Genomic DNA, 18,372 nt, shown 5'->3' with positions numbered 1-18,372 from the left:
TCTCGCTGCGTGATGTTGCTCTGTGTGGTCGGTGTGTGACTCTTCGCCCGACCGGGTAGTGGCAGGCCAACCGGACGGTGTCGACGGAAGGAGCCATCCATGGCGGGATTCTTCGATCGCTCCTCCATCGTGGCACCGCCAGGGTGGAGTCGCTGGCTCGTTCCCCCGGCTGCGCTCGCGGTGCACCTCGGCATCGGCCAGGCGTACGCGTGGAGCGTGCTCAAGGCCGGGCTGGGGCAGGGCCTGGGGCTCTCCGGCACGGCGACCGCGCTGCCCTTCCAGCTCGCCATCGTGATGCTCGGGCTCTCCGCCGCGTTCGGCGGGACCATGGTCGAGCGCAAGGGCCCGCGGTGGGCGATGTTCGTGTCCACCGTCTGCTTCGCCGCCGGCTTCATCATCTCGGCGGGCGGCATCGCGATCGGCCAGTACTGGCTCGTCGTCGTGGGCTACGGCTTCGTCGGCGGTATCGGCCTGGGCATCGGCTACATCTCGCCGGTCTCGACGCTGATCAAGTGGTTCGCCGACCGGCCCGGCATGGCCACCGGCATCGCGATCATGGGCTTCGGCGGCGGCGCGCTCATCGCGCAGCCCGTCGAGAAGGCGTTGCTCTCCGGCTTCGGCACGACGCCAGCCGGGCTCTCGCAGACGTTCCTCGTCATGGGTATCGGCTACGCGATCTTCATGTCGGTGGGCTGGCTGCTCGTGCGCGTGCCCGCCGACGACTGGCAGCCCCCGAACCCGCCGCAGGCCTCGCCCGGCGCGACCGGGGCGGGCCCCGCGGTCTCGGCCGCCACGGCCATCAAGCTCCCGCAGTTCTGGCTGCTCTGGGTCGTGCTCTGCTTCAACGTCACGGCCGGTATCGGCATCCTGGAGAAGGCCCAGCCGATCTACCAGGACTTCTTCGCCACCAGCGGCCCGACCACCACCATCGCGGCCGCCGCCGGGGCGTTCGTGTCGATCCTGTCGCTCGCGAACATGCTCGGCCGGTTCGTGTGGTCGTCGACGTCCGACATCGTGGGCCGCAAGAACATCTACCGGATGTACCTCGGGGTCGGGGCGCTGCTCTACCTCGTCATCCTGCTGTTCGGCGAGGGCAACAAGGTCATCTTCCTCATCGCCTCGATGCTGATCCTGTCCTTCTACGGCGCCGGGTTCGCGACCGTGCCCGCCTACCTGAAGGACCTCTTCGGCACCTACCAGGTCGGCGCCATCCACGGCCGGCTGCTCACGGCGTGGTCGGCGGCGGGCGTGCTCGGTCCGCTGATCGTCAACGCGGTCGTCGAGGCCCAGGGCGACGTGGCCGGACCGTCCAAGTACACGGTCTCGTTCACGATCATGATCGGGCTGCTGGTGATCGGCTTCGTCGCCAACGAGCTCATCCGGCCCGTCGACCCGAAGAACTACGTCGCCGACTCGGAGCGCGGAGGCGTCGAGGACGCCGGTGTTCCGGGCGGCTCCGAGCGCACCGAGGAGGTGTCCCGATGACCGCCGGTCGCACGGTGCTCACCGTGTTCGCGTGGGCGTGGGTGGTGATCCCGTTCCTCTACGGGGTCTGGTCCCTGCTCCAGAACGTCGGTGCCCTCTTCTAGGTGTCCGAGCTCTCCGACTGGATCGACGAGGTCGCCCGCGAGCTCGGGATCGACGAGCTGCACGCGCTCGTCGACCCCGAGCTCGTGCAGCCCCTCGTCCTCGACATGACCAAGGACGTCGCCCACGGCGTCGCCCGGCCCGCGGCGCCGATCAGCGCCTACCTGCTGGGCCTCGCCGTGGGGCGGGCGGCCGGGTCGGGGCCGGGGGAGCCGGAGCTCGCGCAGGGCTTCGCCGACCGGCTGGCGGCGCGGGCCCGGGAGCACCCCCGGCCGTAGCATCGAGGGTGATGAGCAGCGACGACCGATGGGGCTCCGTCAGCGCCGAGCAGGACGCGTCCGGCGACGCGGACGCCGACGAGCTCGCCCAGCTCCTGGCGATGGCCGGCGGCGCCGATGACGCCGGCTCCGGCCCGGGCGGCGGGGCGCTCGCCGACGCCCTGAGCCAGGGCGTCACCACCGGGCCCACCGACGACCGGCCCGACCGCGAGCCGGACGACGCCGAGGCGCTCGCCGCGCTGCGCGCCGTCGAGGCCGAGCTGGACGAGCGCTGGCCCGAGACCCGCATCGAGCCCTCGCTCGACCGCATCCGCGCGCTGGTCGAGGTGCTCGGCGACCCGCAGCGCTCGTACCCGGCGATCCACGTCGCCGGCACCAACGGCAAGAGCTCGGTCACCCGGATGATCGACGCGCTGCTGACCCGCATCGGGCCGCGCACCGGGCGCTACACGAGCCCGCACCTGCAGCGGGCCACCGAGCGGATCGCGATCGACGGCGCCCCGATCAGCGCGCGGCGCTACGTCGAGGTCTACCAGGAGATCGCCCCGTTCCTCGGGATCGTCGACCGCGCCCAGGGCGACGGCCCGCGGCTCTCGAAGTTCGAGGTGCTCACGGGCATGGCGTTCGCGGCGTTCGCCGACGCCCCGGTCGACGTCGCGGTCCTCGAGGTGGGCCTCGGCGGGAGCTGGGACGCCACCAACGTCGCCGACGCCGTCGTCGCCGCGATCACCCCGATCGACATCGACCACGTGAACTACCTGGGCTCGGAGCTCGGCGGGATCGCGGCCGAGAAGGCCGGCGTGATCAAGGAGGGCGCCGTCGCCCTCATGGCCGAGCAGTCGCCCGAGGCCGCCAAGGTCCTGCTCGAGCGCGCGGTGGCGATGGACGCCGAGGTGGCGCGCGCGGGCATGGAGTTCGGGGTGCTGGGCCGCGAGGTCGCCGTGGGCGGCCAGCAGCTGCGCCTGCAGGGGCTCGGCGGCGAGTACGACGACATCTACCTCCCGCTCTTCGGCGAGCACCAGGCCAAGAACGCCGCGCTGGCGCTCGCGACCGTCGAGGCCTTCTTCGGAGCGGGGGCGTCGCGCAAGCTCGACATCGCCGCCGTCCGCGACGCCTTCGCCTCGGTGCGGGTGCCGGGGCGCCTCGAGCGGCTGCGCTCGGCGCCGACCGTCGTCGTCGACGCCGCCCACAACCCCCACGGGGCGCGCGCCGCGGCCACCGCGGTGCGCGAGGAGTTCTCGTTCCGGCGGCTGGTCGGGGTGCTCGCGGTGATGCGCGACAAGGACGCCGACGGCATCCTCGCCGCCCTCGAGCCGGTGCTCGACGAGGTCGTCGTCACCGCCGTGTCGTCGCCGCGGGCGATGGACGCCGACGAGCTCGGGAGCCTCGCGGTCGGGTTCTTCGGCGCCGACCGCGTCGTCGTCGAGACCCGGATGGACGCGGCCCTGGAGACGGCGATCGGGCTGGCCGAGGAGACCGACGACCCGGAGACCCCGGTCGCGGGCGCCGGCGTGCTCGTCGTCGGCTCGGTGGTCGCCGCGGGCGAAGCCCGGACGCTGCTGGGGAGGGAGCCGCAGTGACCGTTCCCGACGGTGGTGCCGCGGCGAAGAAGGCGTTCCGCGGCCCGGCGAGCGCGTGCCTGTCGCTCGAGGCCGTCATCGTGCCGCTCGGGCTGCTGGTGATGGACAAGGTCGAGGGCGGCCTGACGCCGGCCAAGATCGCCTGGGTGGTCGTGCTGACCGTCGGCATGATCGTCGCGATCGCCCGCTTCTCGAAGCCCTGGGGCCTCCCGCTGGCCCTGGCGCTCCAGGTGCTCATGCTGCTCGGCTGGGTCGTGTCGCCGTCGCTCGGCATCCTCGGGCTGATCTTCTGCCTCGTCTGGGCGCTGATGCTCTGGATGCGCCACGAGGTGCTGAGACGCCAGCGACTGTTCGCGGAGCGCAGCGGAGCCGGACCCGGGTAGCAGTGGGCCGAGCAGGGCGGCTGACCGGGCTCGTTACCCTCGGCGGCGACCCTGCGGTCCACCCCGAGAGGAACGACGTGAACGAGCGCACCCTGGTGCTGGTCAAGCCCGACGGCGTCCAGCGCGGCCTGATCGGCGAGGTCGTCTCGCGCATCGAGCGCAAGGGGCTGCGCCTCGTGTCGCTGGAGCTGAAGGCCGTCGACCGCGACCTGGCGTCGCAGCACTACGCCGAGCACGAGGGCAAGGGCTTCTACGAGGAGCTCATCTCGTTCATCACCTCCGCGCCGGTGGCCGCAATGGTCGTCGAGGGCCCCCGCGCCATCGCCGCCTTCCGCCAGATCGCGGGCGGCACCGACCCGGTCGAGAAGGCGGTGCCCGGCTCGATCCGCGGCGACCTGGCCCTCGAGACCGGCTCGAACATCGTGCACGGCTCCGACTCGCCCGAGTCCGCCGAGCGCGAGATCAAGCTCTGGTTCGGGTGATGGCTGTCGCCACGTGAGTGAGATGAGTCGTCAGGACGACCCATATCCCTCACGTGGCGACGCCATCCTTACCCTGGGTCCGTGGTCGAGTCCGTGTTCGAACGCCTGGAACCGCTGCTGCCCCGGGTCAAGAAGCCGGTGCAGTACGTCGGCGGCGAGCGCAACGCGGGGACCAAGCCGTGGGAGTCGGTGCCGGTCCACTGGGCGCTCTGCTACCCCGACGCGTATGAGGTGGGCCTGCCCAACCAGGGCCTGATGATCCTCTACGAGGTCCTCAACGAGCGCCCCGACGCCCTCGCCGAGCGCACCTACGCCGTGTGGCCGGACCTCGCCGAGCTGATGCGCGAGCACGGGGTCCCGCAGTTCACCGTTGACGGGCACCGCCCGGTCGGCGCGTTCGACGTGCTCGGCGTCAGCTTCGCCACCGAGCTCGGCTACACGAACCTGCTCTCGGTCCTCGACCTGGCGGGCGTCCCGCTGCACGCCGCCGAGCGGACGACGGAGCACCCCCTCGTCCTCGCCGGCGGCCACGCCGCGTTCAACCCCGAGCCGATCGCCGACTTCGTCGACATCGTCGCCCTGGGTGACGGCGAGGAGGTCGTCGGCGACATCACCGACGTCGTCAAGGCCGCGAAGGCCGAGGGGCTCACGCGCCGGCAGACCCTCGAGCGGCTCGCCGCCGTGCCCGGCGTCTACGTCCCGGGGCTCTACGCGGTCTCCTACGGCGACGACGGCACGATCGCGGCGGTCACGCCGACCAGCGAGGCCGCCCCGGCGCGCGTCCACAAGCGCACCACCAGCGACCTCGACGACTGGCCGTACCCGAAGGCCCCGCTCGTCCCGATGGCCGAGACCGTCCACGAGCGGATGAGCGTCGAGATCTTCCGCGGCTGCACCCGCGGCTGCCGCTTCTGCCAGGCCGGCATGATCACCCGGCCGGTCCGCGAGCGCTCGCCGCAGGGCGTGGGCGAGATGGTCGAGCAGGGTCTGCAGAACTCCGGCTACCACGAGGTCGGGCTGCTCTCGCTCTCCAGCGCCGACCACTCCGGCATCGGGGAGATCGCCAGCTCGCTCGCCGACCGCTACGAGGGCACCGGCACCGGCCTGAGCCTGCCGTCGACCCGCGTCGACGCCTTCAACGTCACCCTCGCCGAGGAGCTGACCCGCAGCGGGCGCCGCTCCGGGCTCACCTTCGCGCCGGAGGGCGGGTCGGAGCGCCTGCGCAAGGTGATCAACAAGATGGTCTCCGAGGAGGAGCTCATCGCGACCGTCTCCACCGCCTACGAGCACGGGTGGCGGCAGGTCAAGCTGTACTTCATGTGCGGTCTGCCCACCGAGACCGACGAGGACGTCCTGCAGATCGCGTCGATGGCCCACGAGGTCGTCCGCGCGGGCCGCAAGGCCGCGGGCCGCGGCGACGTCCGCGCGACGGTGTCGATCGGCGCGTTCGTGCCCAAGCCGCACACGCCGTTCCAGTGGGCCGCGCAGACGGCGCCCGACGTCGTCGACAACCGCCTGCGCCGGCTCCGCGAGGCCATCAACAGCGACCGCTCGCTGGGCCGCAACATCGGCCTGCGCTACCACGACGGGCAGCCCAGCCTGATCGAGGGCCTGCTCAGCCGGGGTGACCGTCGCATCGGGCGGGTCATCGAGCAGGCGTGGCGCGACGGCCAGCAGTTCGACGGCTGGAGCGAGCACTTCTCGTTCGACCGCTGGGTCGCGGCCGCCGAGGCCGCGCTGGACGGCGTCGACCTCGACTGGTTCACGACGCGCGAGCGTGGCGAGCACGAGATCCTGCCGTGGGACCACCTCGACTCCGGGCTCGACCGCGGCTGGCTGTGGGACGACTGGCAGGACGCGCTCAACGCCGAGGAGCAGGACGACTGCCGCTGGACGCCGTGCTTCGACTGCGGCGTCTGCCCGACCATGGGCACCGAGATCCAGATTGGCCCAAGCCCAGTAATAGAGCCCGGGCGCCCGTCGCTGCCGATCACGCCGGTGGAGCACCGCACGTCCACCCCGGTGCGCAACCCCGCGCTCGCGTCCGACCGTCCGTGAGTGCGGCCGAGGTCCCCGACGCCGCCGAGGTGCGAGTCCGCCGGGCCGGCACCACGGACGGGGACGCGGTCGCCGCGCTGCGCCGGGCCTGGATCGAGCAGCGGGGCCGGATCGCGCCCGGCGCCGACCCGGGCTTCGAGCACGGGTTCGCGACGTGGTGGCGCGCCGAGCTCTCGCACCACGCGGTGTGGGTGGCCGAGGCGTCGTGGGACACCGGCTGGGAGGTCGTCGGGTCCCTCGACGTCGCCGAGGTCGCCGCGATGCCCGCGCCGGGCCGTCCGGGGGAGCGGTGGGGCTACGTCGGCAGCCTCGTCGCGCTCGGCGCCGCCCCGCGCGGCGTGCCCCGCAAGCTGCTCGGCGCCGCCGTGACCCACGCCCGCGAGCGCGGGCTGGTCCGCCTTGTGCTGCGGCCGTCCGCGTCAGGGGCGGCGTTCTACCGCGCGGCGGGCTTCAGCCCGGCGGGAGACGAGATGATGGTGCTGTCGACCGGAGGGAGCGGCTGATGGCGAGGACGAAGCCCGGCGAGGCGCCGCACCCGTCGGCGCCGACGGTGGCCAAGCTGCGGATGCAGTTCGCCAAGCGCGGCCGCGCCCGGTTCAGCTCGCACCGTGACGTCGCGCGCACCATGGAGTGGACGCTGCGCCGCGCCGGGGTGCCGGTGTCGCTCTCGCACGGGTTCAGCCCGCACCCGCGGCTGTCCTGGATCGGCGCCGCCCCGACCGGCGCGGCGAGCGAGGCGGAGTACGTCGAGATCGGGGTCACCGAACACCTCGACCCCGTGCTCGTCGCCCGCGAGGTCGACGCGGTCCTGCCCGAGGGGATCGCCGTCGTCGAGGTGGTGCTGGCGGGCCCGGGCGCGCTCGCCGACCGGATCGACGCCAGCCGCTGGGAGATCGAGACCCCCGGCGTGTCCGACGACACGCTCGCCGGGGCCGTCGAGGCGTTCCTCGCCGCCCCGGAGGTGTCGGTGGAGCGCCTCACCAAGAACGGTCCCCGGCCGCTGGACGTGCGATCCGCCGTGGCCGAACTGGCGTGCGGACTCACCCGGAAGGGCGAACCGCTCGCCGCCGACCGGGAGGACCGTGCACGAGCGGCGACGTGTGGGAGACTGACAGCGGTCGTACGGCACACCACGCCGGCCGCACGACCCGACGATGTGTGCAGTGCCCTTCGCGCCGTCGCCGGCCTCGAGTTCCCGGAGCCCGTCAGGGCCACCCGGTGGGCCCAGGGACGGCTCGACGAGCGCGGAGAGTTGATCGACCCGCTCGCGGCGGACCGCGCGGCCACCCCCGCGTAGTCGCCCGGACGGACCCGGTCGGCTTCGGTGCTCGCACTTCGGCGCACCGCACGGTCCGACGGCCACCCGATCCGCCGGCCGTGCCGCAGTCGGCGACCGCCCCCGGCGGCCGCCCCGGCGAGACCACGCGAAGGTCCCCGTGTGGCCGCGACCCCCGTGTCGCGCCCGGGGGCGGAGGAGATGGATGACCGACATCGACACCCCCTCCGGCGGTTCACCCGCCGCGGGGGGTTCCGTCGCACCCGGACGGCCCGACGACGCGGCCCTGGCCGCGCTCCCGGACAAGGTGCGGGTGCACGCGCTCGCCCGTGTCGTGGGCACGTCCAGCCGTGAGCTGCTGGCCGTGCTGGCCCGGCTCGGCGTCGGGGCGCGCAGCGCCCAGTCCAGCGTCGACCGCGGGGTCGTGAGCCAGGTCGTCGAGGACCTCTTCCCGACCCCGGGTGCCCCCGCGGCCGAGCCGGTCGCCGAGGCGACCGCGAGCGCCGCCGACGTGCTCGGCGACGTGCCCGCGCCCTCGGACGCCGCGGCCGAGCTCGCGCTGCCCGAGACGGCGCGCGACACCACGCTCGACACCGTCGCCGACGGCAGCGACACCGCCGACACCGTCGGTGACGCCACCCCGCGGACCACCGCGGCGGCGCCGGCCTTCGCCGCGCCGATGTTCCTGGCCCCCGAGTCGGGCTCGGACACCGAGGCCGCCCCGTCGCGCACCCGCCGGCGTCGCGGGAGCCGCTCGACCGGGGTCGTCACCCCCGGCGAGGCCACCGAGACCGAGACCACCGGCGAGGCGACCCCGCCCGCCGACGAGCCCGAGACCCCGGAGACGCCGGCCGGCACCTCCGAGGACACCGCGACCGGCGCCACGGGCGGCGACGGGGCCGACGGCACGGACGGCAGCGACAGCTCCGACGACGACGACGACAACGGTCGCCGGCGTCGCCGCCGCGGGCGCCGCGGGCGCGGTCGTGGCCGGGGCGGCAGCGACGACGGTGACGCCGACTCGTCGGACGACGGCGAGTCCGAGGGCGGGGACGAGCAGTCCGGCTCCGACGCCGAGGGCGAGTCCGACGACGACGCCGAGTCCGAGAGCTCCGACAGCGACGAGGGCGAGGGCTCCTCGGGCGGCTCGCGGCGCCGGCGCCGGCGTCGGCGCCGCTCCTCGGACGGCGACGGCTCGTCGGGCGACGGCTCCACCGAGGGCTCCTCCGACGGCAATGACCCGCCGGACACCGTCACGCACGTCCGCGACCGGGTCGAGCGTCCCGAGGGCGGCAAGTCCTCGAACGACGAGGTGCGCGGGGTCAAGGGCTCCACGCGCCTGGAGGCCAAGCGCCAGCGCCGCCGCGACGGGCGCGAGTCCGGCCGCCGCCGGCCCGCGATCCTGTCCGAGTCCGAGTTCCTCGCCCGGCGCGAGGCCGTCGAGCGCACGATGGTGGTGCGCCAGCAGGCCGGCCGCAGCCAGATCGGGGTCCTCGAGGACGGCGTCCTCGTCGAGCACTTCGTGGCCGGCGAGGGCCAGAACTCGATGGTCGGCAACGTCTACCTCGGCCGGGTGCAGAACGTGCTCCCGTCGATGGAGGCCGCGTTCGTCGACATCGGCCGGGGGCGCAACGCCGTCCTCTACGCCGGCGAGGTCAACTGGGACGCCTCGGGACTCGAGGGCAAGCAGCGCAAGATCGAGCAGGCGCTGTCGACCGGCGACCAGGTGCTCGTCCAGGTGACGAAGGACCCGGTCGGCCACAAGGGCGCGCGCCTGACCACCCAGATCAGCCTGCCCGGGCGCTTCCTGGTGTTCGTGCCCGCGGGCGGCGCCACCGGGATCAGCCGCAAGCTGCCCGACACCGAGCGCAAGCGGCTCAAGGAGATCCTCAAGCGGATCGTCCCCGACGAGTCGGGCGTCATCATCCGCACGGCCGCCGAGGGCGTCAGCGAGGAGGACCTCGAGCGCGACGTCCGCCGGCTCACCGCGCAGTGGGAGGGGATCGAGTCCTCGGCCGCCGGCGCGAAGGGCTCCAAGGGCCCGACCCTGGTCTACGAGGAGCCCGATCTCCTCATCCGTGTCGTCCGCGACATGTTCAACGAGGACTTCTCCTCGCTCGTCGTCTCGGGCGAGCGGGCGTGGGAGACGCTCGAGGAGTACGTCGCGACCGTCGCCCCCGAGCAGGCCGGTCGCCTGATCCGCCACACCGGACCCGAGGACGTGTTCGCCGCGCACCGCATCGACGAGCAGCTGGTCAAGGCGCTCGACCGCAAGGTCTGGCTGCCCTCGGGCGGCACGCTGGTGATCGACCGGACCGAGGCGATGACCGTCGTCGACGTCAACACCGGCAAGTTCACCGGCTCCGGCGGCAACCTCGAGGAGACGGTCACCCGCAACAACCTCGAGGCCGCCGAGGAGATCGTCCGCCAGCTCCGGCTGCGCGACATCGGCGGCATGATCGTCATCGACTTCATCGACATGGTCCTGGAGTCCAACCGCGACCTCGTGCTGCGCCGCCTCACCGAGTGCCTCGGCCGCGACCGCACGCGCCACCAGGTCTCCGAGGTCACCTCGCTCGGCCTGGTGCAGATGACGCGCAAGCGGGTCGGGCAGGGCCTGCTCGACGAGTTCTCCACGACCTGCGAGCACTGCCGCGGGCGCGGCGTCATCGTCTCGAGCGAGCCCGTGTTCGGGGACCACGGGTCGTCGAACGGGAACGGCTCGGGCGGGTCGAAGGACGCCAAGGACGGCGGCAAGGACGGCAAGGACGCCAAGGACAAGGACGGCGGCAAGGACTCCGGGTCCGGCGGGTCCGGGCGGCGTGGCCGTCGCGGCCGCCGGGCGGAGCGCTCCGAGGGCGCCTCGCCGGCCACCGTGGCCGCCGCCAGCGGTCTCGGACGCGACGACGAGGGCGAGGACGCGGAGGAGACGGTCACCGCGACCGCCGCGGCCGACGTCCCGACCGTCGTCGAGGCGGACGAAGTCGAGCTCGAGGCGGGCCTCGCCGAGGCCACCGGTGCCGAGCAGGAGCCCGCTGAGGCGGCCGACGAGGTCGCCGAACCCGTCGAGGCGGTCGAGGAGACGATCCACGAGGCCGTCCAGGCCGAGGTCGCGCTCGAGGCCGACCTCGCCGAGCACGTCCCGGGCAGCAACGGCACCGGGCCGGACACGGGGGCGGACGCCGTCACCGAAGCCGTCGCCGAGACCGCACCGGCACCGCGCATCACCGGCGCCATCGGGGCCGCCAACGGCAACGGTCACGGCCGCGACGAGGCCCTGGTGACGCCCGCGGGGAGCAGCCAGGACACCGCCGAGGACACCGACGGCACGCCGGAGCCGGCCGCGGCCCCCACGGGTGCCGGCACCGCCCGCCGGGGCCGCCGCCGCGCGGCCTCGCGACCGGCGGGACCGCCCACCGGCTGACGATCAGACCCTCCGTGGTGCGGGTCGGCCCCCGGGGTCGGGCCCGCACCTCGGGGGCAGGTACCCTAGGACGTCGGAGCCCGCCGGGTCGTCACCCGCGGACCGAGCGCGCCGAGCTCGCACCGCACGAGCCGCGCGTGGGAGACGTGAAGCCCTCGCAGACAGGAGTCCCGCGGAAGATGTACGCGATCGTGAAGACCGGCGGCAAGCAGTACAAGGTCGCGGTCGGCGACGTCATCGACGTGGAGCTCCTCGACGGTGACACGGTCGACCTGCAGCCCGTCCTGATCGTCGACGGCAGCACCGTGCTCAGCTCGGCGTCCGACCTCGAGAAGGTCTCCATCACCGGCAACATCGTCGGTGAGGACAAGGGCCCGAAGATCAAGATCCTGAAGTACAAGAACAAGACCGGGTACAAGCGGCGCGTCGGCCACCGCCAGCGCTACAGCCGCCTCGAGGTCACGAACATCTCCAAGTAGGGGGAGCAGCATGGCTCACAAGAAGGGTGCGTCCAGCTCCCGCAACGGTCGCGACTCCAACGCCCAGCGGCTCGGCGTCAAGCGCTTCGGCGGCCAGGTCGTCAAGGCCGGCGAGATCCTCATCCGCCAGCGCGGCACCAAGTTCCACCCGGGCGTCGGCGTCGGCCGCGGCGGCGACGACACGCTGTTCGCGCTGGTCGCCGGCTCGGTGACCTTCGGGTCGAAGCGCGGTCGCAAGACCGTCGGCGTCATCCCGGCGGAGGAGACCGTCTCCGCCTGATCAGGCCGCACGGAGCGCAGCGAGAGCTGCGGCGCCGAAGGCCGACGACAGCAGCAGTACCGTCAGGGGTGGGTCCGGGACGCGGACCCACCCCTTTCGTTCGTCTCCACCTCCTCCAGCAAAGGATCGGCAGCCCGACATGGCCCGCTTCGTCGACCACGTGACACTGCACGTCACGGCGGGCAGCGGCGGCCACGGCTGCGCCTCGATCCGCCGGGAGAAGTTCGTCCCCCTCGGCGGCCCGGACGGCGGCAACGGGGGGCGCGGCGGCGACGTCGTGCTCGTCGTCGACCCCGGCGTGCACACCCTGCTCGACTTCCACCACCGCCCGCACGCCACGGCCGGGAACGGCAAGCCGGGGATGGGCAGCTTCCGCAACGGCGCCAACGCCGACGACATCGAGCTCGCGGTCCCCGAGGGCACCGTCGTCCTCGACCCCGACGGCGAGGTCCTCGGCGACCTCACCGGGCTCGGCACGCGGTTCGTCGCCGTGCGGGGCGGGCGGGGCGGCCTCGGCAACGCCGCGCTCGCGGGTCCGTCGCGCAAGGCGCCCGGGTTCGCGCTGCTCGGCGAGGAGGGGGAGTCGCGCGACCTGGTGCTCGAGCTGCGCTCGATGGCCGACGTCGGGCTCCTCGGCTACCCGAGCGCGGGCAAGTCGTCGCTGGTCAGCGCGATGAGCGCCGCCAAGCCGAAGATCGCCGACTACCCGTTCACCACGCTCGCCCCGAACCTCGGCGTCGTCTCGGCCGGTGGGAGCACGTTCACGGTCGCCGACGTGCCGGGGCTCATCCCGGGCGCGAGCAGCGGCAAGGGCCTGGGCCTCGACTTCCTCCGGCACATCGAGCGCTGCTCGGTGCTCGTGCACGTCGTCGACTGCGCGACGTTCGAGGCCGACCGCGACCCCGTCTCGGACATCCGGGCGCTCGAGGCCGAGCTCGCCGCCTACACCCCGGCGCTCGGCACCGACCTGGCGTCGCGGCCCCGGATCGTCGCCCTGAACAAGATCGACGTGCCGGACGCCGCCGACCTCGCGGAGATGGTCCACGACGACGTCGCCGCCTTCGGCTGGCCGGTCATCGAGATCTCCACGGCGAGCCACGCCGGCCTCCAGGAGCTGGCCTACACGATGGCCTCGGCCGTCGACGCCGCGCGCGCCGCGGCCGCGCCGTCGGAGGCGCCGCGGGTCGTGCTGCGCCCCACCGCCGTCGACGACACCGGCTTCACCGTCGAGCCCGACCCCGAGGAGGGGTTCGTGGTGCGCGGCGAGAAGCCCGAGCGCTGGGTGCGGCAGACCGACTTCGCCAATGACGAGGCCGTCGGCTACCTCGCCGACCGGCTCGCCCGCCTCGGCGTCGAGGAGGCCCTCGCCGAGGCCGGCGCGACGCCGGGCGACATGGTGACGATCGGCATCCACACCTTCGACTGGGAGCCCTCGACCCCCGCCGGCGTCGCGGCGATGCGCGGCAACCGCGGCACCGACCCGCGTCTCGAGGGCGCCGAGCACGCCGACCGCCCGTCGGCCACCGACCGGCGCGCCGCCCGTGACGAGCGCCGCCGCCACCAGAGCGACTTCGAGCTCGGCATCACGCCCTGGCACGAGGACTACGAGGACGACCCCCGGTGAGCGCGCGCGAGGCGGTCGCCGGCGCGCGCCGGCTCGTCGTCAAGGTCGGCTCGACCTCGCTGACCAGCGTCGACGGCGGCCTGGACGTCGCCCGCCTCGACGCGCTCGTCGACGCCGTCGCCGCGCGGGCCGCGGGCACGCAGGTCGTGCTCGTGTCGTCGGGCGCGATCGCGGCGGGGCTGCGCCCGCTCGGGCTCCCGCGCCGCCCCCGGGACCTCGCGACGCAGCAGGCCGCGGCGGGTGTCGGGCAGCTCCACCTCACGCGCGCCTACGCCGAGGCCTTCGCCCGCCACGGCCGCACGGTCGGCCAGGTGCTGCTGACCTCGCACGACGTCGTGCGCCGCCAGCCCTACCGCAACGCGCAGCGGACCTTCGAGCGCCTGCTCGGGCTCGGCGTCGTCCCGGTGGTGAACGAGAACGACACCGTCGCCACCGACGAGATCCGCTTCGGCGACAACGACCGGCTCGCCGCGCTCGTCGCCCACGTGATCTCCGCCGACGCCCTCGTGCTGCTCTCCGACGTCGCCGGCGTGTACGACGCCGACCCGCGCACACCGGGCGCGAGCCTCGTCCGCGAGGTCACCGGGGGCGCCGACCTCGCCGGCGTCCGGGTCGGCAAGACGTCCTCGCTGGGCACCGGCGGCATGGCCTCGAAGCTCGCTGCGGCGGACCTCGCCAGCGGCGCCGGCGTGCCCGTGCTCGTCGCCGCCGCCGCCGACGCGACCGCCGCGCTCGACGGCGCCGAGGTGGGCACGGTGTTCGCGCCGCACGGCCCGCGGCTGTCCGCGCGCCGCTTCTGGCTGCGCCACTTGGCCGGGACGCGCGGGCGGCTGCACCTCGACGCCGGCGCGGTGCGCGCCGTGGTCGGGCGCCGCCGGTCCCTGCTCGCCGCGGGGATCGTCGGATCCGACGGCGACTTCGAGGCCGGCGACGTCGTCGACCTCGTCGACCCGCGGGGCGAGGTCGTGGCCCGTGGAGTCGTGGCGTTCGACGCCGAGGAGCTCCCCGAGATCTCCGGACGCTCCAGCGACGACCTGCCGGCCCAGCTGCGCCGTGAGGTCGTGCACGCCGACGACCTCGTCCCCGTCGTCGCCCCCGTGCCGACCCCCGACCCGACCTCCGACCCCGCCGAGGTGAGCTCGCCGTGACCACCCTCCCCGCCGTCGCCGCCCCCGCGGAGATCGTCACCGACTGCGGCCGTCGCGCCGCCGCCGCGGCACCGCGGATGGCCGCCGCGCGCGACCACGAGGTCGCCGAGGCGCTGCGCGGGATGGCGCGCCTGCTCACCGAGGCCGCCGACAGGGTGCTCGCCGCGAACGTCGCCGACGTCGACGCGGCCGAGCGCACCGGCACGACGCCCGCGCTCGTCGACCGCCTGCGCCTCGACCGCCCGCGCCTCGACGCGATGGCCGAGACGCTGCGCGAGCTCGCCGACGTGCCCACGCCCGAGATCGACACCGTGCTCGAGGAGCGCCCCGACGGGCTGCGCCTCATCGAGCGGCGCCGGCCGGTGGGCGTCATCGGCGCGAACTTCGAGGCGCGGCCCAACGTCGTCGTCGACGTCGCGTCGCAGCTGGTCAAGTCCCGCAACGCCGGGGTCCTGCGCACCGGCGGCGCCGCGCTCGCCTCGGCGACCGCGCTGATGGACGCCGTCGTCGCGCCCGCGCTGGCCGGCGCCGGCCTCGACCCGGACGCGGTCGTGCTGGTCACCGACCCGCGCCGCGAGTGCGCCGTCGAGCTCGTCCGCCGCCCCGCGCTCATCCCGCTGGTGATCCTGCGCGGGTCTGGCGACACCACCCGCTCGCTCGGCCTCGAGGCCGCCCAGCACGGCGTGCGCACCCTCGCCCATGCCGACGGCGGCGGCGTCCTCTACGTCGACCGCGCCGCGCCGCCCGACCTCACGCGCACCATGGTCACCTCGTCGATCGACCGTCTGGGCGTCTGCAACCGGCTCAACCTCCTGCTCGTCGAGCGCCACCGGTGGGACGAGGTCGTGCCCGAGGTGGTCGCGCTGCTGGAGGAGCACGGGCTGCGCGCCTCGCTGCCCCCGCACGAGCACGCGCTGGGCCACGAGTGGGCGCTCGACGACGGCCACGAGGCGACCGTGACCGTCGCGCCCGCCGAGGGGCCCGCCGACGCGGCCGCGATCGCCAACCGCGAGACCTCGGGGCTGGCGGCCGCGATCGTCACCGCCGACGAGGCCGCCGCGCGCGAGTTCCTCGACACCTACGCCGGCACCGGCGCGTTCTGGAACGCGACGACCCGCCTCCTCGACGGCGTCAAGCTGCGCCGCGTGCCCGAGACCGGGATCAACGTCGACCACGTGCCCGGGCCGCGCGGCCCGGTGGTGTTCACCGACCTGTGCCTGCGCCAGTACGTGGTCGTGCCGGCGTCGACGGCGATCGGCCACCCCGAATAGGGGGTCAGCTGTTGACCGTCACCGCGCCGGTCGCGGTGTTCAGCCGCAGGTAGCCGCGCTCGAAGTCCTGACGCTGCCCGCCGGTGACGGCACGCTGGTCGCCCTTCGGGTAGCCGAGGCTCGAGCGCTCGTAGCCCAGCTGGCCCCAGCGGGTGAGGATCGGCCCGCGCACCGGCCACGCCCCCGTCGACGGTGACCAGTAGATCGAGCCCGACTGGAACTGGTTGTAGCGCCCGCGACCGTCCGGGGTGGCCTTCTCGTCGGTGCGCGGGAGGCCGAGCACCGAGCCGGCGGCGCCGAGGGCGTCGTAGCGGGTGCCGATGGTGCCGTACACCGCCCAGGCGCCGGTGGCGCTCGACCAGTACACGGCCCCGTTGGCGCCGGAGAACCGCGTGACGCGGGCGGACCGTGCTGTCGGGCTCTCGACGACCGAGGGCTCGGCGAGCACGCTGCGCAGCGCCAGCCACTTCTGCCGGATCGGGTAGCTCGCGAGGTTGCCGACCAGCGCCGCCGTGCGCGAGCGGATCGTCGGCATGGACCGGACCCCGGTGTTGCCGGGGCACTCGGTGGCGCCGACGTCGCGGTGGGCGAACACCGCCGGCAGCGACACGGCCCGTCCCGCCGGGTAGCGCGAGGTGCCGCCGCCGGTGCTGGTCAGGGAGACGGTGGCGTTCGGGTCGCGGTAGAGCCCGCCCAGCTTGTAGGCGGCGAGCTGCGCGGTGGCCTCGAGCGTCGGGGCCGGCGGCGCGACCGAGGTGAAGTCACCCATCATCGCGATGCCGAAGGTCTCGCGGTTGAACCCGCCCGCGTGCGCCGCGATCACCGAGCGGGCCAGGCCGCCGGCGCGGCCCTCGAAGACGGTGCCGAAGCGGTCGACGAGCACGTTGTAGCCGATGTCGCCCCAGCCCTGCGTGCGGGCGTGGTAGGTGTAGATCCCGCGCACGATCGCCGCCGACTCGGCCGCCGTGTAGGCGTTGGTGCCCGCCGTGTGGTGCACGGTCACCGCACGCACGGTCGGCGTGTACTCCGGCGCCCAGGTCATCAGGCGCTCGTCGGCGCCCCACTGCGCGCGGGTCACCACGGCCGGGCTGCTCGGGCTGCCGGTCGCGCCCCCGGGCGTCACGGCGGCGGCCGCGATGCGGGCGTCGTTGCTGCCGGTCCCGGGGTCGATCGAGGTCAGGGCCACGCGCTGGGTCACGGGCTGCCCGTTGGTGGTCGCCCGGACCTGCACCTCCTTGCTGTCGTCGACCCACACCGGCTCGGTGCCGGTCGACGCGTTCCGTCTCCCGTCGCGCTCGGTGTCGACGGGGTCGACCCGCGTCCACGGACCGAACAGGCCGGTGATCAGGCGGCTGCGCATCTCGACGACCTGCGGCGCCGGACCGGTCCAGGTCACCGCGACCAGCTTGAGCGGGTCGGGGCTCGTGACCTGCCGCGCGCCGCCCGAGTCGGGGGACGGGCTCGGCGGGGTCAGCCGCTCCTCCTCGACCTGCGCCGGGGGCGCCGACGCGGCGGGGAGCGCGGCGGGCGCCACGTCCTCCGGATCACCCGACGGGGGCGGCGCGGCGATCAGCGCCGGGGCCGTCGGCGCGGCCACCGCCGGCGCTCCCGTCGCCACCAGCAGCGCCGCGAGCGGAGCCACCACCACCGTGCCCACCTTGGTGCCCATCCTGCGGCGCACGCCCACCCCCCGATCGGTTGCCCACGAGGAGAACGCGCGGGGCCGTCAGGGGATACGCACAGGAGCGCCGACTACAGGAGGTCGCGGGTCGCGCGCCCGTTCTCGAGGGCCTCCGCGGACAGGGCGCGGGCCCGCGCGGTCGGCTCCTTGGCGCTGATGCGCTCGTCCACCGCGGCGGTGCCGTACTCGCGCCGGTGGTCGAGGTCGCGGGCGACGCGGAGCAGCTCGCGGAGGTTCTCGGTGACGACGGCGACGTCCTCGGCGTCCTCGTCGGTGCTCACGGCCGCGTCCTTCGAGACGGCGGACCAGACGATGGACGCGAGGTGGCGCGGCGCGTCGAGGATGCCGTCCTGCCAGGCCCGGGTCTCGGCGATCTCCTCGGCGAGCGAGCAGACCTCGGCCCGGGGGTCCGCGGCGGGGATCTCGGCCCAGGGGTCGCTGTCGCGATGCTCCTGCCGGTACTCCTTCTCCCGGTCGGGACCGATGATCCCGGCGACGACGCCGCCCACGACGAAACCGCCGACGACACCGGCGACGAACCAGAGGATGTAGCTCAGCAGGGACGTCCCGAGCAGCAGCGGGAGCCCGATGCCGCCGACGATCGTCATCGTCCAGAAGAGGGAGTCCTCGGGACCGTTGTTCTGGTACCGGAGCTCGCTGCGGACGACCGTCTCCTGCAGGTCCTTGCGGTCCTTCACCAGCTCGGGAGCGAAGGCCCGGTACCCACCGGGTGTGACCACCAGCTGCGGCAGTGGCGTGCGTCGGTCCTTCTCGCGGCTCATGGTCCCCCCGGTCCTCCGTGCCCCCGTCACCGACAGTGG

17 protein-coding genes are annotated in these 18,372 nt (G+C 74.3%); 15 read left to right on the top strand and 2 right to left on the bottom strand.

Annotated elements, in window-relative coordinates:
- The first annotated feature begins 99 nt into the window (after positions 1–99).
- From EV188_RS21195 to EV188_RS21130, 15 genes are all read left to right on the top strand, one after another.
- Entirely contained in the window at positions 100–1,485 is a 1,386-nt protein-coding gene (locus tag EV188_RS21195; protein WP_133828288.1) for an OFA family MFS transporter, read from the top strand.
- Complete coding sequence (locus EV188_RS33260) at positions 1,482–1,589, top strand: MFS transporter small subunit (RefSeq protein WP_424922945.1); 108 nt, start codon at positions 1,482–1,484, stop codon at positions 1,587–1,589. Before EV188_RS21195 ends, EV188_RS33260 begins: the two co-directional genes overlap by 4 nt.
- Complete coding sequence (locus EV188_RS21190; protein WP_208114313.1) at positions 1,590–1,865, top strand: DUF6457 domain-containing protein; 276 nt, start codon at positions 1,590–1,592, stop codon at positions 1,863–1,865. It begins immediately after the preceding gene.
- Between the two features lie 11 nt (positions 1,866–1,876).
- Positions 1,877–3,445 carry a bifunctional tetrahydrofolate synthase/dihydrofolate synthase gene (gene folC / locus EV188_RS21185; protein WP_133828287.1) on the top strand — a complete coding sequence of 523 codons (1,569 nt, stop codon included), beginning with the start codon at positions 1,877–1,879 and terminating at the stop codon, positions 3,443–3,445.
- Positions 3,442–3,828: a DUF4233 domain-containing protein gene (locus tag EV188_RS21180; protein WP_133828286.1), complete on the top strand. Its 387-nt coding sequence runs from the start codon at positions 3,442–3,444 to the stop codon at positions 3,826–3,828. The genes folC and EV188_RS21180 overlap by 4 nt, the downstream gene beginning before the upstream one ends.
- Before the next feature lie 77 nt (positions 3,829–3,905).
- Entirely contained in the window at positions 3,906–4,310 is a 405-nt protein-coding gene (gene ndk / locus EV188_RS21175) for a nucleoside-diphosphate kinase (RefSeq protein WP_133828285.1), read from the top strand.
- 81 nt (positions 4,311–4,391) lie between these two features.
- A complete protein-coding gene (locus EV188_RS21170) occupies positions 4,392–6,368 on the top strand; it encodes a TIGR03960 family B12-binding radical SAM protein (RefSeq protein WP_243741881.1) in 1,977 nt (658 codons plus the stop codon).
- The gene (locus tag EV188_RS21165; protein ID WP_133828284.1) at positions 6,365–6,871 is read left to right on the top strand and encodes a GNAT family N-acetyltransferase; all 507 of its coding nucleotides are present in this window, start codon (positions 6,365–6,367) and stop codon (positions 6,869–6,871) included. Before EV188_RS21170 ends, EV188_RS21165 begins: the two co-directional genes overlap by 4 nt.
- Positions 6,871–7,665 carry a TIGR03936 family radical SAM-associated protein gene (locus EV188_RS21160; protein ID WP_208114312.1) on the top strand — a complete coding sequence of 265 codons (795 nt, stop codon included), beginning with the start codon at positions 6,871–6,873 and terminating at the stop codon, positions 7,663–7,665. Before EV188_RS21165 ends, EV188_RS21160 begins: the two co-directional genes overlap by 1 nt.
- A 184-nt stretch (positions 7,666–7,849) precedes the next feature.
- Positions 7,850–11,068, top strand: a complete 3,219-nt coding sequence (locus EV188_RS21155) for an Rne/Rng family ribonuclease (protein WP_133828283.1) — start codon at positions 7,850–7,852, stop codon at positions 11,066–11,068.
- Positions 11,069–11,247: 179 nt separating this feature from the next.
- Positions 11,248–11,547, top strand: a complete 300-nt coding sequence (gene rplU, locus EV188_RS21150) for a 50S ribosomal protein L21 (RefSeq protein ID WP_133828282.1) — start codon at positions 11,248–11,250, stop codon at positions 11,545–11,547.
- 10 nt (positions 11,548–11,557) lie between these two features.
- Positions 11,558–11,827 carry a 50S ribosomal protein L27 gene (rpmA, locus tag EV188_RS21145; protein WP_133828281.1) on the top strand — a complete coding sequence of 90 codons (270 nt, stop codon included), beginning with the start codon at positions 11,558–11,560 and terminating at the stop codon, positions 11,825–11,827.
- 139 nt (positions 11,828–11,966) lie between these two features.
- Positions 11,967–13,451: a GTPase ObgE gene (gene obgE / locus EV188_RS21140; RefSeq protein ID WP_133828280.1), complete on the top strand. Its 1,485-nt coding sequence runs from the start codon at positions 11,967–11,969 to the stop codon at positions 13,449–13,451.
- Positions 13,448–14,599 (top strand): glutamate 5-kinase, encoded by a 1,152-nt coding sequence (gene proB / locus EV188_RS21135; RefSeq protein ID WP_133828279.1) that lies wholly within the window; start codon positions 13,448–13,450, stop codon positions 14,597–14,599. The genes obgE and proB overlap by 4 nt, the downstream gene beginning before the upstream one ends.
- The gene (locus EV188_RS21130) at positions 14,596–15,870 is read left to right on the top strand and encodes an aldehyde dehydrogenase family protein (protein ID WP_133828278.1); all 1,275 of its coding nucleotides are present in this window, start codon (positions 14,596–14,598) and stop codon (positions 15,868–15,870) included. Before proB ends, EV188_RS21130 begins: the two co-directional genes overlap by 4 nt.
- 4 nt (positions 15,871–15,874) lie before the next feature.
- Here the strand turns inward: EV188_RS21130 and EV188_RS21125 are convergent, their stop codons facing one another.
- Both EV188_RS21125 and EV188_RS21120 read right to left on the bottom strand, forming a co-directional pair.
- The gene (locus tag EV188_RS21125) at positions 15,875–17,551 is read right to left on the bottom strand and encodes an N-acetylmuramoyl-L-alanine amidase (RefSeq protein ID WP_208114311.1); all 1,677 of its coding nucleotides are present in this window, start codon (positions 17,549–17,551) and stop codon (positions 15,875–15,877) included.
- A gap of 71 nt (positions 17,552–17,622) precedes the next feature.
- Positions 17,623–18,333, bottom strand: coding sequence for a hypothetical protein (locus tag EV188_RS21120; protein WP_133828276.1), 711 nt, complete (start codon positions 18,331–18,333; stop codon positions 17,623–17,625).
- Between the last annotated feature and the right edge of the window lie 39 nt (positions 18,334–18,372).

The sequence above is a fragment of the Actinomycetospora succinea genome, from assembly GCF_004363095.1.
Taxonomy (GTDB): domain Bacteria; phylum Actinomycetota; class Actinomycetes; order Mycobacteriales; family Pseudonocardiaceae; genus Actinomycetospora; species Actinomycetospora succinea.
This window is presented reverse-complemented; position numbering and strand designations above follow the sequence as displayed.